We start from the raw sequence: 22,623 nt of genomic DNA on the forward strand, positions 1-22,623 counted from the left end.
CAATCTGGCTGGCTCTGGAACCTACTTGGATGGCACGCCTACCGGCAGCCCCTGAAGCCTTTGCTGCTCAATATAAGCAATACGATCCTTCAAATTCGCTTGCAGCATCTGCAGCATTTCCATTTGCCGCTCAATGTCCTGCAGCTTCTCCGTGTAGAGTGGCAGCAGATCATCGCATTGCGACTCCTGATTTTTCATGACGCAGTTTAGAAAGCTTTCAATTTGTTCGGTCGTAAAACCCAGGCTCAAATAAAACTGAATGGTTTTCACGCGTTCAACAGCCATTTGGTTAAAAACCCGATAGCCGTTCTCTTCGCGCTGCGTTGCGATAAGCCCTTTGGCCTCGTAGTACCGCAAAGAACGAATGCTGGCACCTGTCAGCTTGGATAATTCACTAATCCGCATGGCTTTCACCTTTTTCCTTTTCCTTGATCAAGTAAGGATAACTTTATTTTAAACCATAACACTAATGTTAGAGTCAAGACTTATTTTACACTTTCCGCTCTTGTCTGTTATTGTTTGCATAATTGTCACTTCCATTAGCTTTACAAGTTTCGACGAATTTGGGTATACTAAGTTTAAACTATAGAATGTCGGACGTTAGGGGGGTAACCACATGAGCGATCCAAAACACCCTGAGCTTCACGTGTATGAAGAACCGCGTAACGATTTCATGGATGTTGGTATCGGATTTGGCGTGTTCTTCGCTATCTTGTTTATCATTGCAGCCGTTGCAACTGCTATTCAAGTAATGAAGTAGAACTTGTACAAGCCCATAAGTCAACCGCTTTGCACTGTTAGTGTAGGGCGGTTTTTTCATTAGACCACACCGCAAAGGAGACTTACGATTTAAATGATTAAAGTTCATCCAGATCGCCAAAAACTCATTTCTTTTATCGGTTTAACGAACGAAGACTTACGATTATTAAAAAGTAAAGAAGAAGCCTTCCAAAGTGTTGTAGAAAAACTGGTCGACCAACTATATGCCGAAATCACGCAGGTCCCTGAACTTGTTGCGATTATTCAGCAGCACAGCACGATTGAGCGCCTCAAAGAAACGCAGCGGTGGTACTTTCTATCCATGGCATCCGGACTTATTGACGATGAATACATAATGAAACGTTTATACATAGGAAAAGTACACTCCCGCATTGGCCTGACAACCTCCTGGTACTTGGGCACCTATTTAAAATATACGGACATTGCTACGCAGTATTTCAAAGAAATCATGCCTGACGAGTGGACGCAAGTGCTGCATGCGTTAAGTAAAATGTTCAACCTGGACAGCCAACTTGTTTTGGAAGCCTACGAGCAGGATGAGAAGCTGAAAATTCAAACCTTGGTAGACGAGCAGGATATCATGCTGACGACCATCTCCAGCGTTGTGCAGGACCTTGCTTCCATGATGGTTGAGCTTGGCGGCAGCAGTCAAACCGTAGCCGATACTGCGATAAAAACGGCGGAATCGCAAGATTTATCCAACCATCGCATTGACGAACTCCAGCATGAGATCAAAGATATCTCGAAAATGGGTTCCGTCATGAAAGAAATTTCCGACCAGACGCATCTGCTTGGTCTTAATGCAGCTATTGAAGCTGCACGCTCAGGCGAGCATGGCCGCGGCTTTGAAGTCGTCGCTAACGAGGTACGCAAGCTGGCTTCGCATTCACGCGAAGCGCTCGACACGATCCAGAAAAAGCTGAAGCTGATCACTCAGAAGCTCGAACTCGTGCAGAAGGGCTCCGAGGAAACGACTCACTTCGCGCGTACACAAGCCGCTAGTGCGCAGGAGCTTACTTCCTTCGTTCAAATGATTGAGAGTGTAACCACCCAGTTGGAACGTTTAAAGAAATCATAACCTTCATTGATACGAGAAAGACCCTTCCATCCACGTTTCCTGTGGTAGAAGGGTCTTTTTGAACTCCTCAATTCCTACGTTCGTCCCCGTTTATTCGTGCCGGTCACTTCCACGACCTCAACAAAAGGACGAATACGGTCCATAATCCGTTGTCCTTTATACTCTTCGTCGCCATCCTTGTTCGTGAAGCTGAAATGCTTCTCAAGATCATGCAGCGCATAGTTGGACGTAAAGAACGTCGGTTTCCGGTTCATCCGATGGTTCACAATCGCCCCTAAAACATGGTCGCGGAGCCACGGATTGAGATTCTCCGCCCCAATGTCGTCGAAAACAAGCAGATCCGTTTCTTTCAGAAGATCGATCGTTTCTTTCAACTTAGAAGGCTCTTGGAACATGCCTTTCAAGTCCTCGGCAAAATCCGGCATATACACGATGGCGCCCGTCATCCCTACTTTGGCCAGCTGATGCAGCATATAGCCCATGAGGAACGTTTTCCCCGTGCCGAATGATCCGCATAAATAAAGCCCGCGTGTTTGCAGTCCGGTTTCCATCGTTTGATTGACATAGTCATTGATTTGCATAACGGCTTTCGCCCGGTCCAAATCCGTCTCAAGAATATCGCCGAACGAGAAGCTGCGCGAAATCATCCGTGGATCTACGTGGAACGTGCGGATTCGGGAAGAAATCGCATCCTGGAGCTGCTTGGAGGTAAACTTCTTGCACGCCACTTTTTCTTCATGTATATACACTCTATCGTTATCCGTATCGGCGGTTAGCATCGTATAGTGACCTGTCATATCATTCGGGCAGTTCTCCAAGCCTGGGCAATTGGAGCAGGTTTTGTACTCGGTCACATATTGGTACAGCTTATTCATGTTAATCTTGACAGTATAATCATCGATAAACGGATACTTCTGGCGAAACTTATGAACTAAGGCGTCATCCATGACCGCCTTGATTTTGGCCTCCGCCTTGCGTCTCCATTCCGAATTAGGCATGGATTTAAGAATGTGCGACAGCGATTCCATGATTGCGGCACCTCCTATATGTGTAATCTCTTGCTATTGGAATAACACTCGTCAGCTCTTCCGATTAAACCGCTCGTCCAGCTTCTGCGCCATCCTTCTCGCAGCCTCCAGCTCTTCTTCGGTCAATCTGGAAGAAGCCGCAGCGCCTGCATCCTGCACCACCATCGGGATATGCGGCTTTTGGGTTTTGCCCTGCCGGCCCCTGGTTACCGAACCGCCGCCGGCTTTGGCAGCCTCCACTTTGGATGCAGCTTTCTGTTTGTAGCTGATTTTCTCGCGCACATACTCTACGGCTTGCTCGTAAGTAATAATTTGTTTGCCGAGCATATCCGAGGCGACCGCTTCAATTGAAGACTTCGCCCAAGAGCGGCGGTCGATGTGCAGGAAATGGATCAATACATTGATGACTTCTTCGTTTAACTTATAATTCAAATCAATTTTCTCAAATATATTAAGTACGCCGTCGGGAATAGAGCCCTGTGTAAAGAACATTTTCAGGACTGCTGTATACGGCTCGTTACGCATAATGTAGTTGTATTGATGATCTGTGCATTCGCCGCGCAGCTGCTGAGGCACTTCCAAATAATACGCCATCTCCACGGATTTCTCTTCAGCCTGATCTGTCGAGCTTCCGGCTCCAGCCTCTTCCGTTCTGGACAACGTTCGCTCTCTTTCCTCTTCACGCTTCTTGCTTTGCCTGTAAAAGAGGTTCGCGTTGTACTGCATAAGATCCATTTGCAGCTCGCCATCTTCGCTGAAGACACCATCTTCATCGAGCAAACGGCATGTTTCCTGCAAGGAAAGATTATACTTCTTAGCCACGATATTAATGGCTGCCATCTGATCCGGCTTATGCTTGAGCGCCTCAACGAAAATCCGGTTGCTCGCTCCGCGTGGGAACCTCATAATAATGTCCGCATACTGGAAACCTTTGGTCGTGACATCCATCCGAGCCTCACCCTGCTTGCTCGCAGATGCTTCATATAGCGCTTGCTCTAATTCATAGTCAACCACCTGGGTATTAAGCCTGAACAGGTCATAAAAGGGAACGGATAAATTCTCTTCGCTTGCTTCGCGGCACTCTTCCGGCTCCGGCGCCAGCAAGTCTTCCCGAAGAGAAAGCAGCATGAACTTGCCGACCTTGTCGCGGAGCAGCAGCGTCAAATGTTGATTCCTGAAAAATTCATTGGGCCCAAGCGGTGGGAACAATGTATAGACAAAAATATAATCTTCTTCATCCGCCAAAAACTTGCGGGTTGTCTGCAAGAGGCCAATGGCCTCAAGCTTGGAGGATTGCTCGATCAAATACTTCCGGCCTCGTTCTCCCTGCTCCAGATCCAGCAGTAGAAATAACTTACGCTGCTGTTCCAAAGGCGAAAATCCGACCTTTTCCGCACTCATCTGCTGATAGAGAGCTTGATAGAGGCTTATTGCCAAACCACCGATCATCGGCTGATACATCATCGCCAACATTTTAAAATCCAAACTGCTTAAAGAAAATTCACGGCCTACACAAAACCTGTGATTCTCCGTGAAATGCAGCATATTCGTCATTCTCATCCGATTACAGCACCATCCTGCCTAGGCTCAACCGACTGCCTGCCACTTGTGCCGGCATCTCGGTTTCTCTCTCTATTAGTCTACCACAAAAATCGACACGCTTGGTATCTACTAGAGAAAGATAATATTACCTAAAATGAAAAAACCAACCTTTCGGCTGGCTGGGTTGGCCTTGTACATGCCGCCTAGCTTTCGATGGAACATTCCGAATTTTGTTGATACTTTTTGCCCCATTCTTTCATTAGCAAAATAATCGGCGTCAAGGTTTGACCAAACTCCGTCAAAGAATATTCCACTTTGGGAGGCACTTGGTGGTACACCTCACGATGGACAATACCATCCTCCTCCAGCTCACGCAGCTGCAAGGTCAGCATTCTTTGTGAAATGGAGGGACAGATTCGTTTGAATTCATTGAATCTTTTGGATCCATCAATCATGTGATAGAGCAGCACACCCTTCCATTTGCCCCCGATCACGTCCAATGTATATTCAACTGGGCAGCCTTCCCGATCTCCTTTGCTGCCATAACCGCTTTCACGATCACGCATAATGCCTTGGCACCTCCTTAGTATACAAATTGATACTATACCACACGAATGTGCGTACTTCCTATTTTAAAATGAATAGGCTACACTGACAACATTATATCCATATCATACAGAGGAGATGAGCATGTGACTTCCAAAGAAACGATGAAAGCCGTAGGACTATTCCGTTATCTTCCTATTGAGCATCCTGAAAGCCTTATTAACGTTGAAATCGAGAAACCGGTGCCCACTGGCAAGGACCTGCTGATTAAGGTCAAAGCCATTTCCGTGAATCCCGTAGACACGAAAGTGCGTGCTCCGAAAGAGAAAACCGAAGACACAGTTCGCGTTCTGGGTTGGGACGTCGCAGGTATCGTAGAGCAAACCGGACCTGACTGCACATTGTTTGAGCCAGGGGATGAGGTCTATTACGCCGGAAGCATCACACGCCCTGGCGGCAACAGCGAGTATCATCTCGTTGACGAACGCATCGCCGGCCGGAAACCGAAATCGCTGAATTTCGCCGATGCAGCCGCGCTACCGTTAACAGCCATCACCGCTTGGGAAGGCCTTTATGAGCGACTCGGCGTATCACGGAATAAAGAGGAAAATGCCGGCAAAACCGTCCTGATCCTTGGCGCTGCCGGAGGAGTTGGCTCTATCGCCACGCAGCTAGCGAAACTTGCCGGGCTTACCGTCATCGGTACAGCTTCACGCCCTGAATCTGAGCAATGGGTGAAGAAAATGGGAGCCGATCATATAATCAACCATTATGATGCTTTCGTGCCTCAATTAAATACACTTGGCTTAACTGACGTTAACTATATTTTCTGCTTAAACAGCACGGCTGAGCATTGGCAGAATATGGCTGACGCAATCGCTCCGCAAGGGAAAATCTGTTCGATTGTAGAAACCAGTCAAACACTAAACATGAATCTACTGAAAAATAAGAGCGTCACATTCGCCTGGGAGTTCATGTTCACACGCGCGATGTTTCAAACATCCGACATGATCGAACAGCACAATTTGCTTAATGATGAAGCTGGGCTAGTCGATAACGGACTACTAAGCTCCACGGTGACTCAGAGATTAACGCCCATCGATGCTGCAAACCTCCGCAAGGCCCATGCCATGCTTGAGGAAGGCCATACGATAGGCAAAATTGTTCTGGAACATTTTGAATAAAAGAAAATGGGGATGTTCTCCAGGTTTGAATATGACCTGTGGACATCCCCTTATGAGACTTATTTCACACATGCCGGATTCAGTCAGGGGAAATCCCATTTTCCTCGCTGGATCGGGTATCTTCTCCGTACATGGCAGGGTTCAATTTCCTCGCAATCGCCAAATCGAGCAGTCCTCGCTCTGTGTGCTGATTCTCCAGACTCTCCACCCACAGGCGAATCAGATCATTCATCTTGGCTGCGTTTTTGATCGGAATTTGATGCTTCGCATCTTTTAAGAAATAGAGTGAGCTATGGGGCAGACCCGAGTGAAGCAAATGGGCATACCGATGAAAAGAACGATCCTTACTACCAAACATTAATAAGATCGGATGCTTAATATTTCGGAGTCGATGCGTGCAGGAATAAGCAATGGTTTGCCTAAAATACATACAGACATCATCGGACGAGTCTTTCAGCGAGCTTTCATACAGCTGGCGGTAAGTGGCGGGATTGTCTGCGTTTCCGTTCGTGATGGCTTTCTTCAACAGATTCATCAGCATAACCGGGCCGGTCATATTACACGCCATCCACACCCTGATTTTGTTATATACATCGGTCAATTCCGACATGCCGCTCACCACGATTCCTCCAAGGAAACGCTCAGGATAAGCTAAAAGCGCTTCCAGAAGGACCATCCCGCCTGTGGAATACCCGCATAGATAAGCCTGTTCTATCCCGATTTCATCGAGCAGCATTCGAACATCCCGTGCCATCAGCTCCATACTGAGCGGGCGTTCCGATGCTTGGCTGGACCCATGGCCGCGAATATCAAATGTGATCACCTGGAAATGGTGGGATAACTGCTTTTTTTGATAAAAGAAAGCCTCTGAAGTTAACAGAGGCGGATGGATAAACACAATAGGGATGCCGGTTCCTGAAATCTCATAATTCAGAATCGTCCCTTTTAAATGGGCAAAAGGCAAAGTCGTCTCCTCCGTCAGGTCATGTTCAAGAACTTCACCTTATCGTAGCCCGCTTTGCCTTTTATTATTACATTAGAACATTTTGAAGCCTTTGACACGCAGTGTTTTAATTGCTGACCCACTAAGAATAGCGCCAACTAGTCCACCTATAGCCGGAACGATATCAACAATCGTAAAGCTTTCCCCGCTGGATAAAAAAGAGGCCGACCCCATTGAGCCGTAGATCACAACGCCAATCACCAGTGCGATAAACGCATAGAGTGGAAACCATGTGGTCTTCATCAACATGTTCAAAATAAAACCGATTCCAAAAAATAACACCATCATTAAGACAGTGGCAATAATCATCTGCAGCAATGTCTGATCCCCCTAATTATGAAACTCATCTTCCGCTTTCTTATCATTGTAATCCACGAGATCGCACAGGTAAAGTGTACACAAATTGAACATTTTCTACTTCACCCTTTGTTCATTTGCCCTTTCCCCATGAATTGGATACAATGTAGGGGATATTAGCTTTGAATGGAGGAACACTCATGAGTGAAGCCGTACAAACGCTGGAAGGCTGGTATGCGCTCCATGATTTCCGGATGATTGACTGGAACGCATGGCATGCCGCAACCCCGCAAGAGCGTAAACATGCAACGGAAGAGCTGAATACATTCTTGTCCGATTGGCAGCAAATTGAAAACGATAAATTAGGCAGCACTGCCGTATATAGCATCGTTGGACAGAAAGCTGATTTTGTATTCATGCAATTGCGCGAAACGTTAGAAGAACTGAATGATTTGGAAAATGCTTTTAATAAATCCAGCTTCGCCGCTTTTACAATCCCGGTATATTCCTATGTTTCTATCGTTGAATTAAGCAGTTACTTAGCTAAGCCTGGCGTTGACCCTGCGGATGATCCAGAGATTCAGGCGCGCTTGAAGCCAACGCTGCCTAAAGCGAAGCACATCTGCTTCTATCCGATGAATAAGCGTCGCGAAGGCAATGACAACTGGTACATGCTCCCTGCGGACGATCGCAAAACGATGATGCGCAGCCACGGCATGATTGGCCGTACATACGCTGGCAAAGTGAAACAAATCATCACGGGTTCTGTTGGTCTGGATGATTGGGAGTGGGGCGTAACGCTGTTCTCCGACGATCCCCTGCATTTCAAAAAGCTCGTTTATGAAATGCGTTTTGATGAAGTGAGCGCACGTTTCGGTGAATTCGGTGATTTCTACGTGGGTAACTTGCTTACATCTGAGAAGTTTACTAAACTCATTACGGTTTAATTTTATAGAACATCGAAGGATGGGCCTCTTGCCTGTCCTTCTTTTTGTCATCCTGCCAAGTAAAAAAAGAAAGCCTGCCCTCTAAGAGCAAGCTTCCTTCATGGATTAATCCTCATCATCGTCGTCACGGAGCGCAGCGGCAAGTTCGGCTTCCATCTGCGCTTTGCGTGCGAGATACGCCTCGGTATCGCGATCACGCTGCCGACTCTTTTCTTTCAACCGTTCGATGGCTGGAAGGATGAGGATATCAATTTCCTTTTGTACAACTGCTACATGATCGTAACGTTTCTCCGTCTCCAGAAAATGACCGACTTCAATCAGTCCATTGTAACGATCCAGTTCATCCCGGGTAAGAAGTCCTCTTACTTGGACACTGCAGTGCCGCATAGCGATCCCCCCGTTTACGAATGATGACTAGAAACGCCCTTTACGAATAACGAGCGGAATTCCGCCGATAATGTAGAGGTATCTCATATCAACCACTTTTTTCATCATGGCTGCTACATTACCTTTGAGTTTACGGGAACCAACAATTCCGATGGCTTGTCCTTTACCCAAGGAAGCCACTGTACCTTTGTTGGAGAATTTGAATGTTTTCATTTGCGAACCGCGAATGGAAGCAATCAGGTTATGTGCCACAGCTTCCCCTTGCTGCATGGCGATTTGTGCTGTTGGAGGGTATGGTCGGCCTTCATCGTTCATGACGATGGAACAGTCACCAACAACATAGATATTGTCGAATTGAGGAGCACGCAGGTACTCATCAACTTTAATTCTGCCGCGCATCGTTTCAAATCCTGCCTCATCTAGCATGTGGTTACCGCGGATACCGCCCGTCCATACAACAGTTGCAGCCTTGATAAACTCATCGCCCGCGATCAGAACGCCTTCCGGAGTGCATTCTTTAATCGCTGTGCCGATTTTGAACGTGATGCCTTTGTCCGTTAGAATTTTCATCGCATACTCAACCAGCTCAGGGTCAAAACCTGGCAGCGCTGTTGGAGCAGCTTCAATATTATAAATCTTCACGAGGGAAGGATCGACGTCGAACTCTTTGCAAAGCTGTGGAATACGGTCTGCAAGTTCACCAATGAATTCAATACCAGTAAACCCAGCTCCACCGATAACGAATGTCAAGTAATCTTTGCGATCCGGTTCACGCTTGTATTTCGCGAATTGGTACTCAATGTGCTCGCGGATGAAGCGAACACTGTTGATGCTGCGAATATTCAGCGCGTATTCTTTAAGTCCAGGGATTCCGAACGTTTCAGCTTCGCCGCCAAGACCGATAACTAGGTAGTCGTAAGAAAGCGTACCGTCTTCGAGAATAACCTTTTTCTCATGCGGACGGATTTGAGTAACAGTCGATTTCACGAAATCCACTTTGAACTCATCAATCAATTTCAGAATGTTCACGCGTGCATTTTCAGGATTATCTGTCCCTGCAGCAGGCATATGGAGATGCGTGGTAATATAATGGTAATCATGCTTGTTTACGAGCGTTACATCAGCTTCATTGTAATTTAATTCTTTTTGCAATCGAATTGCAGAAAGAATCCCGCCGTAACCGGCTCCTAGAATAACGATTCTTGGTATTCTACTCATGTCTCTCTCACTTCCATATCCGATTTTATTGTCCCATGGTTTCTCTATCTTGTGAAAATTTACACAAACAGTTTCAAAAGTCGTATACTGCCTCTAGTTTGCTCTCTCACGCAATGATTTATGATGATCAAAAAATGCATCAAAAAGCACGAATTTCGTCACAACATGGTAAACCGATTCTCATGATATAATATAATTTAAATTAGTAAAGATCAAGTGCTATTTTGGCTTAAAATCAAGCTTACAGCCGCTTCAGCCCTGTCCAACCATTGTAAGCATTACTTATCATATTTATAAGCGATTTATATAAAGAATTCACACTTTTCTGTTTCCTTCATTAGAAGAGACGTTTATAATGGAATAATGATTGTGGCAATTCTTGCAATTCTCAGAATAATGGCACATCAAAGGAAATGAATCGGAGGAGTTTAACAATGATCGAGAAAGAAACTAATCAAGACATCGTTGATATTATTGTCATCGGTGGTGGACCTGCTGGGATGTTCGCATCCTTCTACGCTGGAATGCGCCATGCGTCCGTGAAAATTATTGAAAGCATGCCGCAACTAGGTGGACAGCTTGCCGCGCTTTACCCTGAGAAGTACATTTATGACGTAGCCGGATTCCCGAAAGTAACGGCGCAAGATTTAGTCAACAACTTACTAGCTCAAATGAAACACTTTCCTATAGATGTTTGCCTAGAAGAGAAAGTACATCAAGTTGTTAAAAAAGAAGAGCGTCTTTTCGAAATCACAACGGACAAAGGTACGCACACTAGCCGTGCCGTTATCATCACAGGTGGAGTTGGCGCATTCGAACCGCGTCGCTTGGAACTTCCGGAAGCAGCACAATACGAGAAAAAGAACCTGCACTACTTCGTAAGCGATTTGAACGCATTTGCCGGTCAAAAAGTATTGATCAGCGGTGGCGGCGATTCCGCGGTAGACTGGGCGCTCATGCTTGAGCCGATTGCTGAGAAAGTGACGTTAATCCACCGTCGTGATAAATTCCGCGCACACGAGCATAGTGTTGAGAACCTGATGAACTCCAAAGTAAACATCGTAACGCCTACAGAAATTACGAAACTTCAAGGCAGCGACCGCATTGAGCAAGTTACGCTCAAAGATATCAAGTCGGGCGAAGAAACCGTGCATGATGTCGATGCTGTGATTGTTAACTTCGGATTCGTATCTTCCCTTGGTCCGATTGCTGAGTGGGGACTTAACATTGAGAATGGCTCAATCGTTGTTGACTCCAGAATGGAAACGAACATTCCGGGCATCTTTGCTGCAGGGGATATCACGACATATCCGGGCAAATTGAAATTGATTGCTGTTGGCTTCGGCGAAGCACCTACGGCGATTAATAATGCCAAAGTTTATATCGATCCAACAGCTAAGCTTTCACCAGGACATAGCTCCAATTTGAAATTCTAAATCATAATCTTTCTACATAAAAAGGGGTATTCTATACCTAATCTTCGGATTAGGAGGAATACCCCTTTGTCATCTATATGTCCGGTTTGCAATGGCCTGCAGGAATTAACCACCGACTGCCCCGTGTGCTCACATGCCATGTGTGATAGCGGCAGACTAAGCGACTACCTTGGTCCCTACTCCCCTTATAGGGAGATTGAAGTGTACTCTTTGTCCGATTCGGACGGCACCTTGTCGGGTCATGGTGGTGAATGCCTTCATTTGCTCAATTGCCCCGATTGTATGCATAGTTTAACCATTCAGATACCAAATCTATGAGCATAAACTCTCTTAGATAAGTATCCGTTACCCCCGCTAGTTGAGCGGAGCTTCATCCTTGATGTAGACTTGCAGCTTCAAGTTCCGTCTCTGGATTTCGGCGAGCAATAGATCAACAAAATCTGATTCTAATCTCAAATCCAGTGCTTTGTAATAAGAGTCGATCAATGTTTCGTCGCTAATTTGTCTCACTGAAATCACCTTTATTCTATAATTTGTAATTATATTATCATGGGGTTAAAAATAGAACAACTGTTCCATTATCCACAGAAAATTGTGTATATCCTGTGGGTAAATTGTTGATATCCCCCCTAGACGGTATGATTGCTTGGGGGATACTGTGTATAAAGTTATACACATGCTTGACTACGCGTATGCCGATAAAAAAAATTGATCACTCATTTAGTGACTTCCCGCGTAATACTTAATATTTCCTTAACGAAGTTCACAAATTTGAAAAGAATTTTTAATCGCCCGTTAATATTCATTGCGTATAATACGATTAGAAAGTTAATCAAAGGAGTGATAGACCATGATTGTCTACGATATTGTACTGAATGGCGAAATCAAAGAAACGATTAAACCCAAAAAGAACCGCTTGAAAGAAATTTACTCGTATATGCTAGAGCAAACCAAGGTTATGAAAGCCAAATATGGTGACAACGTAAAAATTAAAGGCCGCATCGTGTACTAGGAATGTTTCCCCGTCACTTGCGGCTCTTTTTTTCGGCAATGTTAGATAACTCCTTTGCGATGAAGCACCGTTAACAATCGGTAAAAGTCATAACTTCCGTCTTTCGGGGTATCAATAAGACCCGCTTTAACCGCCGCATCAACGGCTGCTTTGGCCCATTCGGGCACTTCCTTTAGCGCCGCTTGTCCCTCTAATGCGCTCATTCTGGTCTGTAGGTCAGCAATTTGTGCCTGCAGCTGTTCTAACATTTTCACAACCTCCTCATCATATCTCGTTAATCCGTTTGTTTGTATCAAATTATTCAGCTTACTTGCGTAAGCGATATCTGTGGCGTAGCCGCTGTTCAGCAAGGCTTGTGTTTGTTCACCTGGACTTTTGGCGTTTCTTACATTTACATATCGGGGCAGCTGGAAGAGGAGATCTTGATCCCGAAAGCAGGCTTCGATCATTGGATACGTGCGGAAATCACTAGGCACATTATCGTAACGCACGCCGTTTACCATCTCCCAAGTCAAGGCCGATACTCTTTCTCCTGTCCAATAAGGGGTAAGCACACCGCTGCCAACCTTATATCCTACCAAGTTGTTCCACGCATTCACGTTTCCACCCGTCTCCAGAATCGCCTGTGCGATACGAACAGATGGAAATATCGGAGAATTGTCCAGACGAAGTTCTACAGCAATCGGAGCAATCAGCTCGATAAATGCTTGTCTAGTTACCATGCACTCACCCCCTTTTCCTAGTTCAAGCTAGTACTCTTTCAATTTATTCTATTCTTCTATGAGCAAAAGGTTCCCCTTATGAGGACTCAGTCTCAACCCCACTTTACTTTTCCCTTAGGTTAAGGTTTAGTAAGGAAAGGAGGGCTGATTGGATATGAAAATCAAAGAATTAGCAGAGAAGCTTAACATTTCTCCAAGAACCATTCGCTTTTATGAACAAAAAGGTTTGATTTTCCCCCACAAGCAAGAACACAATTTATATAGAAGATTTACGGAAAAGGAAGTATGGCGGTTACAAACGATCATTTCGCTAAGAGAAGCCGGAATGACGATCGAGGATATTAAAAAAGCATTACCTCAAGCAGACGACGAAGATACCGAACAATTACAATATTATTTGGAAATGCAGCGGTCCATCATTTTTTCTCAGTGGCTGGAGCTCAAACAAATTATTGAAACAACGGATACGATGATTGATCTTTTAAAATATCAACAAACGCTTCCATTAGATGATATTTTTTTGCTGGCGGAAGGGTCCAAACGATTGAGAGAAACCAGAAAAAATTGGAATGATAAATGGAATTTCGATCATCAAGCCTTAAACCATGACAACAATGTAGTTAATAATGATAGAGAATATAAGGATTATGAGAAAGCTCTGCAAACTACAATCGACTGGGTTGCTCCAAAGGCGGGTGAACGGGGACTTGATATTGGAACTGGGACGGGGAATTTAGCAGGGAAGTTTCTGGATAAGGGCATTCCTATGGCCGGCATTGATCAATCCAAGGAAATGCTGAAGCACTGTGGGCGCAAGCATCCGCAGATGGAGCTTAAACTCGGGAACTTTCTTGCCATTCCATATCTGGATGGACAATTCGATTTCATTGTGAGCAGCTTTGCCCTGCACCATATTTCCGATGAACAAAAAATACTGGCCCTAGGCGAAATGCGCCGCGTATTGAAACCCCACGGTCGAATATGCATCACGGATTTAATGTTTGAAAATGACGATCAAAAAGTACAGTACATAGCTGATTTAGAGCGCCAAGGCAGAACCGATGACATTCAGCTGATTCTTAATGCTTATTACGCCACGAGCTCTACACTGCTAAGCTGGTTTGACGAAAACGGATATATCACGAAACATAAACAACTGAATGAGCTGCTCACGATGGTTTATGCCGTTCCAATCCGATAAATAAATGGTTGACCTTCTCCTTACGTCAATCCTTACGATGGATTTGTATCGTAACTTAAGGAGGAATTTGAAAGATGCCTAACCATGATGAAATTTACAAATCAAAAGCAGAAACTTACGATCTGCTCATTTCTAAGCAGCCGAGTCTCTTAGATGTCATCGAAAGCATCCACCCCGTTGAAGGTCTAGACATCTTAGATCTAGGGGCTGGCTCTGGCAGATTAACCCGTGTACTTGCCCCTAAGGCCAAATCTATCATGGCCGTAGATGCATCAGAAGCCATGTTGCGAGTAACGGCAAATAGTCTTCAAGAAGCCGGCTTGCATAACTGGAGCATTCAGGTGGCCGACCATCGAGCTCTCCCTGTCCGTGCTAACAGCTACGATTTAATCGTATCAGGGTGGAGTATCTGTTATTTAGGAAGCTCTGACATTCCGAATTGGCAAGAAAACATCCGTCAGGTGATGGCGGAAATAAAGCGAGTGCTGCGCCCTGGCGGTTGTGTTATTATTTTCGAGACTTTTGGAACGGGTTCAACCTTCCCTAATCCCCCGGGTTTTCTGCGTGCCTACTATGATTTGCTTGAAAACGAATTCGGGATGTCCCACATGTGGATTCGGACTGATTATCAATTTGACAGCTTGGAGGAGGCGGAGCGGCTGAGTCGTTTTTTCTTTGGTGATGATTTGGCCCAGCAAGTTGTTAAAGAAGGATGGAGACAGCTTCCGGAGTGCGCGGGAGTTTGGTGGATGCGCTAGAGAGGCTCAGAGTTCCCACTCCTCATCGTGTGGCACCATAAAATCAAAAAAAGAAGCAGCAAGATGATCTGCTGCTTCTTACCTATTATAAAAGAAGACTCAACGCTTCTATCCATTAACCAGAAAATGATTCCAAGATAATTTTGACCAATAAGAACGGAAGAGCGCCAATGGAGATAAACGCATAAAAAAATCCTTGCAAAAAGTTTCTGAATAGTTTCACCAAAATCACTCCCATCTAAATTCGTCAAGATTGTGAACTTTCTTCAATTATACTCCTTCGCCAGCGAAGTTTTATGAAAATAAGATTAATTCTTTCAATGCTTGTCCAAAAATGGGCAAAAAAAAAGAGCAGCTATAAGCCGCTCTCAACTTTATTGATTAAGCCTCAACCTTATCATCGCAAGGCTCAGGTGTTCCTTCATAATCCGCTGGTTTGAAGGAAGATCCGCAACCGCAGGATGCTACTGCATTCGGGTTGTTGATGGTGAAACCGCCGCCCATGCCCTTGTCTTCAAAGTCGATTTGGACGCCGTACAAATATTTGGCGCTTTCTTCATCCACAACCACTTTCACGCCGTGAATAGTAAACTCTTTATCGTCAGCCTTTTGATCATCGTCGAAGCCCATACCGTAAGAATACCCGCTGCAACCACCAGCTTTGACGCCCAGTCGCAAGAACAGGTTCGGTGATTCTTCCGAAGCCAAAAGTTCTTTAATTTTATCACTCGCTGATTCGCTAATGTTAATCATAACGGAAATCCCTCCTTGATGTTTCCCATCATGGGAAACTGGCATTATCCATAAGTTTCGTAATGCTTACTATCAAGTATACTCCTATTCCGTGCATTGCTCAAGGGCAGGTGCGCATACATTGCTAGCAATGTTCCCAGAGGCTTACTGCTTGCGTTGTATCGCATAATATTGCAATAGTAACTGATCCAATTCTCGACTACACTGTTGCACTTCAGGATGCAAGAAACCATGCTCAGTGCCTAAAGCCACCATTTGGCCTCGAAGCTGTTCGATTGCTATATCTAATCGCTCCTGCAGTTCGGTCACGAAATATGTTGGCACGATATAATCACCTTTTAACCCCACGTAATCACATTGCAATAGTATACAGGAATTTGTTAATATTGGGAATAACCTTTTATGAATTTTGATAGCAAAATTTGTAGATTTCCTAGATTGTCAATTTATGTCCATGTTCATCATATTGCCCCCTCCCACAGGGAGGTTTATAATGATTAGGAAAGTTTGTACGTTTATTGAAAACTTAGAGAGTCTTTGAGCGAAACTCAGAGCTCCCTATATGTGTGAATTCCTGAACCGAACTGGCTGACAGGTAGGCGAGCCACTCACACCGCTAAGGCGCATGAAATCATCTGCAGATGGATGCGTCGATTCTTTATGTGCTTTATTTTGATTTCATAGGAGGAATGAAGATGAGTGTAATCACCACAGACCCGATCAAACGGATGGCAGAAATTGCCGACAAAGTTGAACACGGCCAACGTCTATCCTTGGAGGATGGATTATTTTTGTATGAATCGGACGATCTTCTGAGCATAGGCCAAATGGCAAACAAAGTAAACACACGATTGAACGGAAACAAGGTTTATTTTGTGCAAAATATGAGTTTGTATTTCACGAATGTGTGTGAGGAGCATTGTGCTTTTTGCCATTTCCGCCGCGATGAGGGCGAAGAAGGTTCATACACGCTTACACCAAGCCAAATGTTAGAGTATGTAGCTGAACATTATAACCCGGAAATTAGAGAGTTCCATATTAGTCAAGGGCATAATCCTCATTTGCCTTTTGAATATTACGTTGATTGCATTCGCCAATTGAAAAATGCATACCCTGATGTGACCATTAAGGCGCATACCGCGGCAGAAATTGAATTTTTCTCACGGATTAGCGGCTTAAGCTACCGAGATGTTTTGAAAACGTTGATGGATGCAGGTCTTTCCACACTTCCAGGTGGCGGAGCCGAGATTCTTACAGAGCGCTACCGGTCCAAAATGAAAGTTGAAAAAGCTTCCTCGGAAGAATGGCTCGACGTTCATCGCAATGCCCACTTGCTTGGCATGAAAACTCACGCCACCATGCTATACGGATCGATTGAGACGAAAGAAGAACGCATTCGCCATATGATGCTTTTACGCGAACTGCAAGATGAAACGAACGGTTTCTTGGTCTTCATTCCGAACTCCATCCAACCAGCCAGCAAAAACGCGGGCCTCAAAAGACGCGTCCCTGCTTGGGACGAGCTGAAAACCATCGCGATTAGCCGGTTGATGCTGGATAATTTCCCTCACATCAAAGCTTACTTCATTAATATTGGTACGAAATTGACTCAGCTTTCCTTCACCTTCGGCGCTTCTGATGCCCATGGCACGATCGTGAAAGAGAAAATTTCACACGCAGCCGGCGCGCTATCCCCTGAAGGTCTTACTAGGGACGAGCTTGTTTGGTTGATTCAAGGTGCTGGACGCACAGCCGTTGAACGCGATACCTTTTATAATGAAATCAAAGTGTATTAGTCATACTAGAGAAGAGAGAATAGTCAAGAAGGGATACGGAGTGTTATGAAAAAATTTGTGATTCTCGGAGGAGGTTATGGCGGTCTGACCATAGCCTTGAACATGCTGGAGAAAGATTTGCCGGAGGATACCATACTGGAAATGATCGACCGTAGTCCTTTCCAAGGACTCAAAACGGAATATTACGCACTTGCTTCAGGGACAATTGCAGAAACACATATTCGTGTTGCTTACCCGGATGATCCTCGTTTATTGCTAACTTACGGGGAAGTCTCCTCGGTGGATTTGGAGAAAAAGGAAATTCTTTTCGAAGATAGAGAACCTGTAACGTATGATTGGCTTGTAATTGGTCTAGGCTGTGTAGATAGCTATCATGGCATCACGGGAGCAAAAGATTTCTCCTCCAGCATTCAAACGCTGGCGCAAACTCGCGCTACGTACCAACGCATCAATAACATCGCGCCTTATGGACAAGTCTCCATTATCGGCGGCGGTTTAAGCGGTGTGGAGATGGCTGCGGAGTTAAGAGAAAGCCGGTCTGATCTCAACATTCGACTCATCGACCGCGGTCCAAGCTTGCTGTCCGCTTTCCCAAGCAACCTGCAGCAATATGTGCGGGAATGGATGGTTGAGCATCATATCGAGCTTCGTCCGAACGTTTCGTTATGTCGTCTGGACGGTGGAGACCTTTACAACGGCGATGAGATCATTCGAACAGATGCGACCATCTGGACAGCGGGCATTCAGCCGAATCCAATTGTAGAAGCTCTGAACGTACCGAAAGACCGTCAAGGGCGTATTGTGTTAAATGAATATCACCAAATTCCAGATCATAAAGACGTGTACGTTGTCGGCGACTGCGCTTCCCTGCCTTTCTCACCAAGTGCGCAAGCTGCGCAAGCGCAAGGGAAACAGATTGCTGAAGTGATGCAGGCAATTTGGAAAGGTGAAACGCCGCGGCTGGGTGAAATCAAGCTAAGAGGTACATTAGGTTCACTCGGTAAAAAAGCCGGGTTCGGTATTATGGGTAAACGCACACTAATGACAGGCAAAATTGCCCGTATGTTAAAAAGTGGCGTTCTCTGGAAATCGAAACGCCACTTCGGATAAGTTCAGGTTCAATCGCTTAGCAGATCGTACATCGCTTCAATCTCTTTGATCTTAGCCAGAATGAGTTCGTGAAGTTGATCTGCAGTCTCTGCGGCAATGATTTCGCCGTTCAAGAGCGCATAGGGCTCCATGTAGCACTGTCCGCAATTGCCGAGACAGCCGTATTCTATGACATCATAGTCGGGATTTTGTTCTAGTGCTTTCATGACTTTCTCTGTTCCATTGTGCATGTTGCTGGCGCAAAACTCTATGATTGGTCTCATAATAAAAATTCCACCTTATGTCGATATATTCAAGTTGAAAACCATTTTCATTTAATCATTATTGTAATATAATATTAAAAGAAAGGAGATGAATCAAATGTCTGAAAAAACAAAAGAAGCTATTTATGATGAAGTCCTTGAGGTTTTAGATAAACTTCGTCCTTTTCTACAACGCGATGGCGGCGACGTGGATCTCGTTGACGTAGAAGACGGTATTGTGAAGCTGAAACTGATGGGTGCTTGTGGAAGCTGCCCGAGTTCAACAATTACGTTGAAAGCCGGTATCGAACGTGCACTTGTTGAAGAAGTTGAAGGTATAACTGAAGTCGTGCAAGTGTTCTAATACGACTATATCATAAGAAAGAGCTTACCTCTATGGTAAGCTCTTTTTGCTAATCTATTTGCGTTGATTAAGCACCGGCAGCGGCTGAATCGGGTCGAGTCCTCCAGATATATCCATGATGTTGCCTGTGATGAAATCAGAAGCCGGCAAGCATAAGAATTCGATGACTCTGGCCACATCCTCGCCAGTTCCCGGTCTTCCCACCGGTGTTTCGCCGTCGACCTCCAGACGGGCCTCCTGCATCGTACGCTCTTTATTTTTCCCGCGAATGTCGCCTGGGCAAATCATATTAACGGTGATCCCGTGGCTGGCTTCTTCTTCAGCCAATGTCTTCGTGAAGGAGACTAAGCCAACCTTCGCTGCCGCGTAGACAGCGCGATGTGTCCAGCCTCTGGCTTCAGCGGCTCGTCCAAATCCAAAATGGATAATCCGCCCCCACCGTTTCTCCCTCATCATCGGCAAGACCAATTGATCAAGTTCCATGACGCCAAGCAAATTGCCTCGCATTAAATATTCAATTTCATCGACACCATAATCAGCAAAAAATCGCCGTTCCCGGAAAAAAGGCCCCGCATTATTCACGAGAATATCAATCGGGCCCAGCTGTGACGCTGTTTGTTCCACCATACGTGTAATGTCTTCCCGCTTAGCGACATCGCCTTGGACGGCTATACTACGAACACCAAAATCTTGTAAGTGATGGACAAGCTCAGCGGCTTCCCTTTCACTATTCACATAATTGACAGCCACCTGACACCCTTGTCTAGCCATGGTGATGGCGGTCATTTTGCCGAGTCCTTTCGCACTGCCTGTAATAAGAACCGTTCGGCCTCTTAATTCCATGGTCCTCTTACCCCTTTGCAATACTAGCCGTAATATAAGAGAATGCTATAATTAAGGTTCGGCAAACCATATCAAATCCCTGCTGAAGATCGGCGACATTTGATTTTACATTTTCGACATGAATCCGATCCCCCGGATACGGCTCTTTTTGCATGAGATCATCCAGCATCTCGGCATTAATATAGTGAATCTCCATATTGCGTTGATTGCGCAGCCGATCGAGCGGAGATTTATAATCCATTTTGAGCGTATACAGCTGAACTTCGAGCGCCCCGTGAATTTTTTTCTCATGCATCCTGCGCAATACCGTAAAGTATGAATACCGCGCTTTCAGCACCTCAGTTTTTAACTCAAATAAATCATTCATGAATGTACCCAATTTGTCCAAAATGGAAAACAGCCGAATGAAGGCATTTTTGAAAAAATAAACGAAAAGGCGATAGGCTTCCATCTCTTGCGCGTTCATATCCTCGAGAAACATTTTATTGATATGCTCAGCGTAACGCTCGCAGCAGTATTTGCTCTGCTCAAGCTCGTCTAATGCATCAATGAACCCTTTACTCCAGATCGCTTGCCGGTGGTATTTCGGGTAGTCTGAGGCCGTGTGGTGATGTTCCTTCGATTCCAGATGCTCGATAAACACTCTTACTGCATTGCCGGCCTCCAGCAGGAGTCCGCTGTCTACCCGCTCTGGTTCATGGAATAATGCTCGCAGCATGGGTACACCCCCCTTTTTTAGTAAGCTTTATGGATGAACAACAATAGAAGTAAGTATGGGCATAAATAAAAAGAAATAGCCCTCTCTATAGTAAGAAGGCCTCTTCTCCCACAAAACCGTTCTGTCCTATTGCCAGAAGTCAGCCCTGCCAGGGCCTTATGCTTTGCGATCATATAGCGTAAGCACGCATAAATAACATAGAAATCCAAACATACCGGCAACGATTACTGCATGCACCATGCCAGTTAGCAAATAAGCGAGTTCATTCCCCATTGACCAAGTGACAACAGCTCCGCTGATAACTTGCAGGGAAACTAGAATGAGTGCCCATTTGCTGCCAAAGCGCAATTTGTCTGAGCTCTGGTAATAACGTTTTGCCTGTAAGTAAAGAAAAAGAATGCACAGGAACAGCAGCAAAGCCGCAATCCGGTGTGTAAAAACGATGCCCGTCGCACCACTAAGCTCAGGGATGACTTCGCCGTTGCACAGTGGCCAGCCTGAACATCCGCCTGATGATACCGTATGACGAACGAAAGCACCCAAGTAAACAACAATATAGCTATAGATCGTAGTTATCCATACGATCGCCTTAAAGGAACTGCGAATGGCTGTATCTCTTTGAAATTGGCCCCATGGTGTGAATACAAGCGCAAGCAGCAGGGAAAACGCAAACGCCAGGAGGGATAAGCCAAAATGAAGCGCCAGTACAAGTGAAGATTGCGGCCAAACGACGGCCAATGCGCCCATTACGGCTTGTACCAACGTCATAACAACGGTTCCAGTGATGAAGTATTTCGCATCTTTCCGTTTGACATAACGAAACACTAAAATGAATGTGGCAATCAGGATTAGCGTCACGATACCGACGACCAGTCGATGACTGTATTCAATAAACGATGATATCGTATGCGCCGGGACGAATTTCCCATGACATAGCGGCCACTCGTCTCCGCAGCCTCTGCCTGCGTCAGCCTTTGTAACCAAGGCACCCATTGCAAGAATGAGAAACATGCCTATGGCGGACAAATTCGCTAGCCTTTGAATCAGTTTTTGCATGATTGCACCTACTTTTACGTCGTGACTTCTGTGGATCTTGTCGAATATTCGTTTGGTTCGTTTTCAATTATATCTTTAAAAAGTTGGCAAATCCATTCGCAATTGTTACAAAGCTCCGAAACCACGGCTATTCGGCTAAACTCATGGCGAAGTTGTGATTTTCGTGCCATATCTAAAAAAACGACTCTGAAAAGAGCCGTTTCTCTTCCTTCTATTTATGGAGCAAGTGCACCGGATACCTCGAGAGCCCGATCAAGGAACTGCTCTATTTCTTCACGCGTTTTACGCAATTTGCTGACGAAGCGTACAAGCTCTTTGCCGTCACGGAAGGCGATAAAGCTTGGAATACCGAGAATGTTCAGCTGCTCGCACAAATCCGGCACTTCGTCGCGATCCAGTTCAACAAAAGTAATCCGTCCCTTATAAGCTTCTTCTACAGCCGGCATGAATGGCTCAATAAAGTGGCAATCTTTGCACCAAGTAGCTTTAAATACAGCGATCGTTAATACCGGTTGTGAGATTTGTTCTTGAAAAGCTTGTTCATTGGAAATTTTCAACATGATGAGCACCTCACTGCTTAGGAATTTATTAACTTATAGCAT

28 protein-coding genes are annotated in these 22,623 nt (G+C 45.2%); 11 read left to right on the plus strand and 17 right to left on the minus strand.

All coding sequences use genetic code 11. The annotated features are described in order from the left end of the window. Positions 1 to 21: 21 nt before the first annotated feature. Positions 22 to 405, minus strand: coding sequence for a MerR family transcriptional regulator (locus ACUN27_RS31670; RefSeq protein ID WP_127453203.1), 384 nt, complete (start codon positions 403 to 405; stop codon positions 22 to 24). 211 nt (positions 406 to 616) lie between these two features. Here ACUN27_RS31670 and ACUN27_RS31675 point away from each other — a divergent pair, with 211 nt between their 5' ends. After that, on the plus strand, positions 617 to 760 hold the full coding sequence (locus tag ACUN27_RS31675; RefSeq protein ID WP_127452878.1) for a YqzM family protein: 144 nt from the start codon (positions 617 to 619) through the stop codon (positions 758 to 760). A gap of 93 nt (positions 761 to 853) precedes the next feature. Next, the gene (locus ACUN27_RS31680; protein WP_315953261.1) at positions 854 to 1,858 is read left to right on the plus strand and encodes a globin-coupled sensor protein; all 1,005 of its coding nucleotides are present in this window, start codon (positions 854 to 856) and stop codon (positions 1,856 to 1,858) included. Positions 1,859 to 1,932: 74 nt separating this feature from the next. On the opposite strand, the gene dnaI is transcribed toward ACUN27_RS31680, so the two are convergent. From dnaI to ACUN27_RS31695, 3 genes are all read right to left on the minus strand, one after another. Further along, positions 1,933 to 2,886 carry a primosomal protein DnaI gene (gene dnaI, locus ACUN27_RS31685; protein ID WP_326060424.1) on the minus strand — a complete coding sequence of 318 codons (954 nt, stop codon included), beginning with the start codon at positions 2,884 to 2,886 and terminating at the stop codon, positions 1,933 to 1,935. Positions 2,887 to 2,937: 51 nt separating this feature from the next. After that, the gene (locus ACUN27_RS31690) at positions 2,938 to 4,446 is read right to left on the minus strand and encodes a helicase DnaB (protein ID WP_315953259.1); all 1,509 of its coding nucleotides are present in this window, start codon (positions 4,444 to 4,446) and stop codon (positions 2,938 to 2,940) included. Between the two features lie 185 nt (positions 4,447 to 4,631). Then, positions 4,632 to 4,994 carry a winged helix-turn-helix transcriptional regulator gene (locus ACUN27_RS31695; RefSeq protein ID WP_445560226.1) on the minus strand — a complete coding sequence of 121 codons (363 nt, stop codon included), beginning with the start codon at positions 4,992 to 4,994 and terminating at the stop codon, positions 4,632 to 4,634. Between the two features lie 144 nt (positions 4,995 to 5,138). Here ACUN27_RS31695 and ACUN27_RS31700 point away from each other — a divergent pair, with 144 nt between their 5' ends. Continuing rightward, positions 5,139 to 6,158 carry a zinc-binding alcohol dehydrogenase family protein gene (locus tag ACUN27_RS31700; protein WP_445560687.1) on the plus strand — a complete coding sequence of 340 codons (1,020 nt, stop codon included), beginning with the start codon at positions 5,139 to 5,141 and terminating at the stop codon, positions 6,156 to 6,158. Between the two features lie 79 nt (positions 6,159 to 6,237). Here ACUN27_RS31700 and ACUN27_RS31705 read toward each other — a convergent pair whose 3' ends face one another. Together ACUN27_RS31705 and ACUN27_RS31710 are read right to left on the minus strand one after the other, a co-directional pair. Next, entirely contained in the window at positions 6,238 to 7,122 is an 885-nt protein-coding gene (locus ACUN27_RS31705) for an alpha/beta fold hydrolase (RefSeq protein WP_315953258.1), read from the minus strand. Between the two features lie 72 nt (positions 7,123 to 7,194). Then, entirely contained in the window at positions 7,195 to 7,479 is a 285-nt protein-coding gene (locus ACUN27_RS31710) for a YuiB family protein (RefSeq protein ID WP_315953257.1), read from the minus strand. A 179-nt stretch (positions 7,480 to 7,658) separates the two neighbouring features. On the opposite strand from ACUN27_RS31710, the gene hemQ reads away from it, so the two are divergent. Further along, on the plus strand, positions 7,659 to 8,405 hold the full coding sequence (hemQ, locus tag ACUN27_RS31715; protein ID WP_445560227.1) for a hydrogen peroxide-dependent heme synthase: 747 nt from the start codon (positions 7,659 to 7,661) through the stop codon (positions 8,403 to 8,405). A gap of 105 nt (positions 8,406 to 8,510) precedes the next feature. Here the strand turns inward: hemQ and ACUN27_RS31720 are convergent, their stop codons facing one another. Together ACUN27_RS31720 and ACUN27_RS31725 are read right to left on the minus strand one after the other, a co-directional pair. Then, on the minus strand, positions 8,511 to 8,792 hold the full coding sequence (locus ACUN27_RS31720) for a hypothetical protein (RefSeq protein WP_127452894.1): 282 nt from the start codon (positions 8,790 to 8,792) through the stop codon (positions 8,511 to 8,513). A 27-nt stretch (positions 8,793 to 8,819) separates the two neighbouring features. Beyond that, positions 8,820 to 10,010 carry an NAD(P)/FAD-dependent oxidoreductase gene (locus ACUN27_RS31725; RefSeq protein ID WP_157319622.1) on the minus strand — a complete coding sequence of 397 codons (1,191 nt, stop codon included), beginning with the start codon at positions 10,008 to 10,010 and terminating at the stop codon, positions 8,820 to 8,822. Between the two features lie 434 nt (positions 10,011 to 10,444). Here ACUN27_RS31725 and ACUN27_RS31730 point away from each other — a divergent pair, with 434 nt between their 5' ends. Next, positions 10,445 to 11,446 carry an NAD(P)/FAD-dependent oxidoreductase gene (locus ACUN27_RS31730; RefSeq protein WP_127452898.1) on the plus strand — a complete coding sequence of 334 codons (1,002 nt, stop codon included), beginning with the start codon at positions 10,445 to 10,447 and terminating at the stop codon, positions 11,444 to 11,446. A gap of 354 nt (positions 11,447 to 11,800) precedes the next feature. Here the strand turns inward: ACUN27_RS31730 and ACUN27_RS31735 are convergent, their stop codons facing one another. Beyond that, positions 11,801 to 11,956 (minus strand): sporulation histidine kinase inhibitor Sda, encoded by a 156-nt coding sequence (locus ACUN27_RS31735; protein ID WP_127452902.1) that lies wholly within the window; start codon positions 11,954 to 11,956, stop codon positions 11,801 to 11,803. Positions 11,957 to 12,296: 340 nt separating this feature from the next. On the opposite strand from ACUN27_RS31735, the gene ACUN27_RS31740 reads away from it, so the two are divergent. After that, complete coding sequence (locus tag ACUN27_RS31740) at positions 12,297 to 12,458, plus strand: mechanosensitive ion channel protein MscL (RefSeq protein WP_315953256.1); 162 nt, start codon at positions 12,297 to 12,299, stop codon at positions 12,456 to 12,458. Between the two features lie 41 nt (positions 12,459 to 12,499). Here the strand turns inward: ACUN27_RS31740 and ACUN27_RS31745 are convergent, their stop codons facing one another. Next, positions 12,500 to 13,180, minus strand: coding sequence for a glucosaminidase domain-containing protein (locus ACUN27_RS31745; RefSeq protein ID WP_315953255.1), 681 nt, complete (start codon positions 13,178 to 13,180; stop codon positions 12,500 to 12,502). Positions 13,181 to 13,334: 154 nt separating this feature from the next. On the opposite strand from ACUN27_RS31745, the gene ACUN27_RS31750 reads away from it, so the two are divergent. Then, positions 13,335 to 14,381 (plus strand): MerR family transcriptional regulator, encoded by a 1,047-nt coding sequence (locus ACUN27_RS31750; RefSeq protein ID WP_445560228.1) that lies wholly within the window; start codon positions 13,335 to 13,337, stop codon positions 14,379 to 14,381. 74 nt (positions 14,382 to 14,455) lie between these two features. Further along, positions 14,456 to 15,139 carry a class I SAM-dependent methyltransferase gene (locus ACUN27_RS31755; protein ID WP_315953253.1) on the plus strand — a complete coding sequence of 228 codons (684 nt, stop codon included), beginning with the start codon at positions 14,456 to 14,458 and terminating at the stop codon, positions 15,137 to 15,139. Between the two features lie 381 nt (positions 15,140 to 15,520). On the opposite strand, the gene ACUN27_RS31760 is transcribed toward ACUN27_RS31755, so the two are convergent. Further along, positions 15,521 to 15,892, minus strand: a complete 372-nt coding sequence (locus tag ACUN27_RS31760) for a HesB/IscA family protein (RefSeq protein ID WP_127452912.1) — start codon at positions 15,890 to 15,892, stop codon at positions 15,521 to 15,523. A gap of 144 nt (positions 15,893 to 16,036) precedes the next feature. Next, positions 16,037 to 16,240 carry a Spo0E family sporulation regulatory protein-aspartic acid phosphatase gene (locus ACUN27_RS31765; RefSeq protein ID WP_379172873.1) on the minus strand — a complete coding sequence of 68 codons (204 nt, stop codon included), beginning with the start codon at positions 16,238 to 16,240 and terminating at the stop codon, positions 16,037 to 16,039. Between the two features lie 347 nt (positions 16,241 to 16,587). Here ACUN27_RS31765 and mqnE point away from each other — a divergent pair, with 347 nt between their 5' ends. Next, entirely contained in the window at positions 16,588 to 17,688 is a 1,101-nt protein-coding gene (gene mqnE / locus ACUN27_RS31770; RefSeq protein ID WP_127452914.1) for an aminofutalosine synthase MqnE, read from the plus strand. Positions 17,689 to 17,733: 45 nt separating this feature from the next. After that, complete coding sequence (locus tag ACUN27_RS31775) at positions 17,734 to 18,798, plus strand: NAD(P)/FAD-dependent oxidoreductase (protein WP_445560229.1); 1,065 nt, start codon at positions 17,734 to 17,736, stop codon at positions 18,796 to 18,798. Positions 18,799 to 18,806: 8 nt separating this feature from the next. Here the strand turns inward: ACUN27_RS31775 and ACUN27_RS31780 are convergent, their stop codons facing one another. Then, positions 18,807 to 19,061 carry a YuzB family protein gene (locus tag ACUN27_RS31780; RefSeq protein ID WP_315953250.1) on the minus strand — a complete coding sequence of 85 codons (255 nt, stop codon included), beginning with the start codon at positions 19,059 to 19,061 and terminating at the stop codon, positions 18,807 to 18,809. 97 nt (positions 19,062 to 19,158) lie between these two features. On the opposite strand from ACUN27_RS31780, the gene ACUN27_RS31785 reads away from it, so the two are divergent. Continuing rightward, positions 19,159 to 19,404, plus strand: a complete 246-nt coding sequence (locus ACUN27_RS31785; RefSeq protein WP_157319629.1) for a NifU family protein — start codon at positions 19,159 to 19,161, stop codon at positions 19,402 to 19,404. Positions 19,405 to 19,458: 54 nt separating this feature from the next. On the opposite strand, the gene ACUN27_RS31790 is transcribed toward ACUN27_RS31785, so the two are convergent. From ACUN27_RS31790 to ACUN27_RS31805, 4 genes are all read right to left on the minus strand, one after another. Continuing rightward, positions 19,459 to 20,247: an SDR family oxidoreductase gene (locus ACUN27_RS31790; protein WP_315953249.1), complete on the minus strand. Its 789-nt coding sequence runs from the start codon at positions 20,245 to 20,247 to the stop codon at positions 19,459 to 19,461. A gap of 7 nt (positions 20,248 to 20,254) precedes the next feature. Continuing rightward, positions 20,255 to 20,965, minus strand: coding sequence for a Cthe_2314 family HEPN domain-containing protein (locus tag ACUN27_RS31795; protein WP_157319631.1), 711 nt, complete (start codon positions 20,963 to 20,965; stop codon positions 20,255 to 20,257). A gap of 156 nt (positions 20,966 to 21,121) precedes the next feature. Beyond that, positions 21,122 to 22,021, minus strand: a complete 900-nt coding sequence (locus ACUN27_RS31800; protein WP_445560230.1) for a COX15/CtaA family protein — start codon at positions 22,019 to 22,021, stop codon at positions 21,122 to 21,124. A 215-nt stretch (positions 22,022 to 22,236) separates the two neighbouring features. After that, positions 22,237 to 22,581, minus strand: coding sequence for a thioredoxin family protein (locus ACUN27_RS31805; RefSeq protein WP_127452929.1), 345 nt, complete (start codon positions 22,579 to 22,581; stop codon positions 22,237 to 22,239). Positions 22,582 to 22,623 lie beyond the last annotated feature (42 nt).

The sequence above is a fragment of the Paenibacillus sp. WC2504 genome (genome assembly GCF_052682475.1).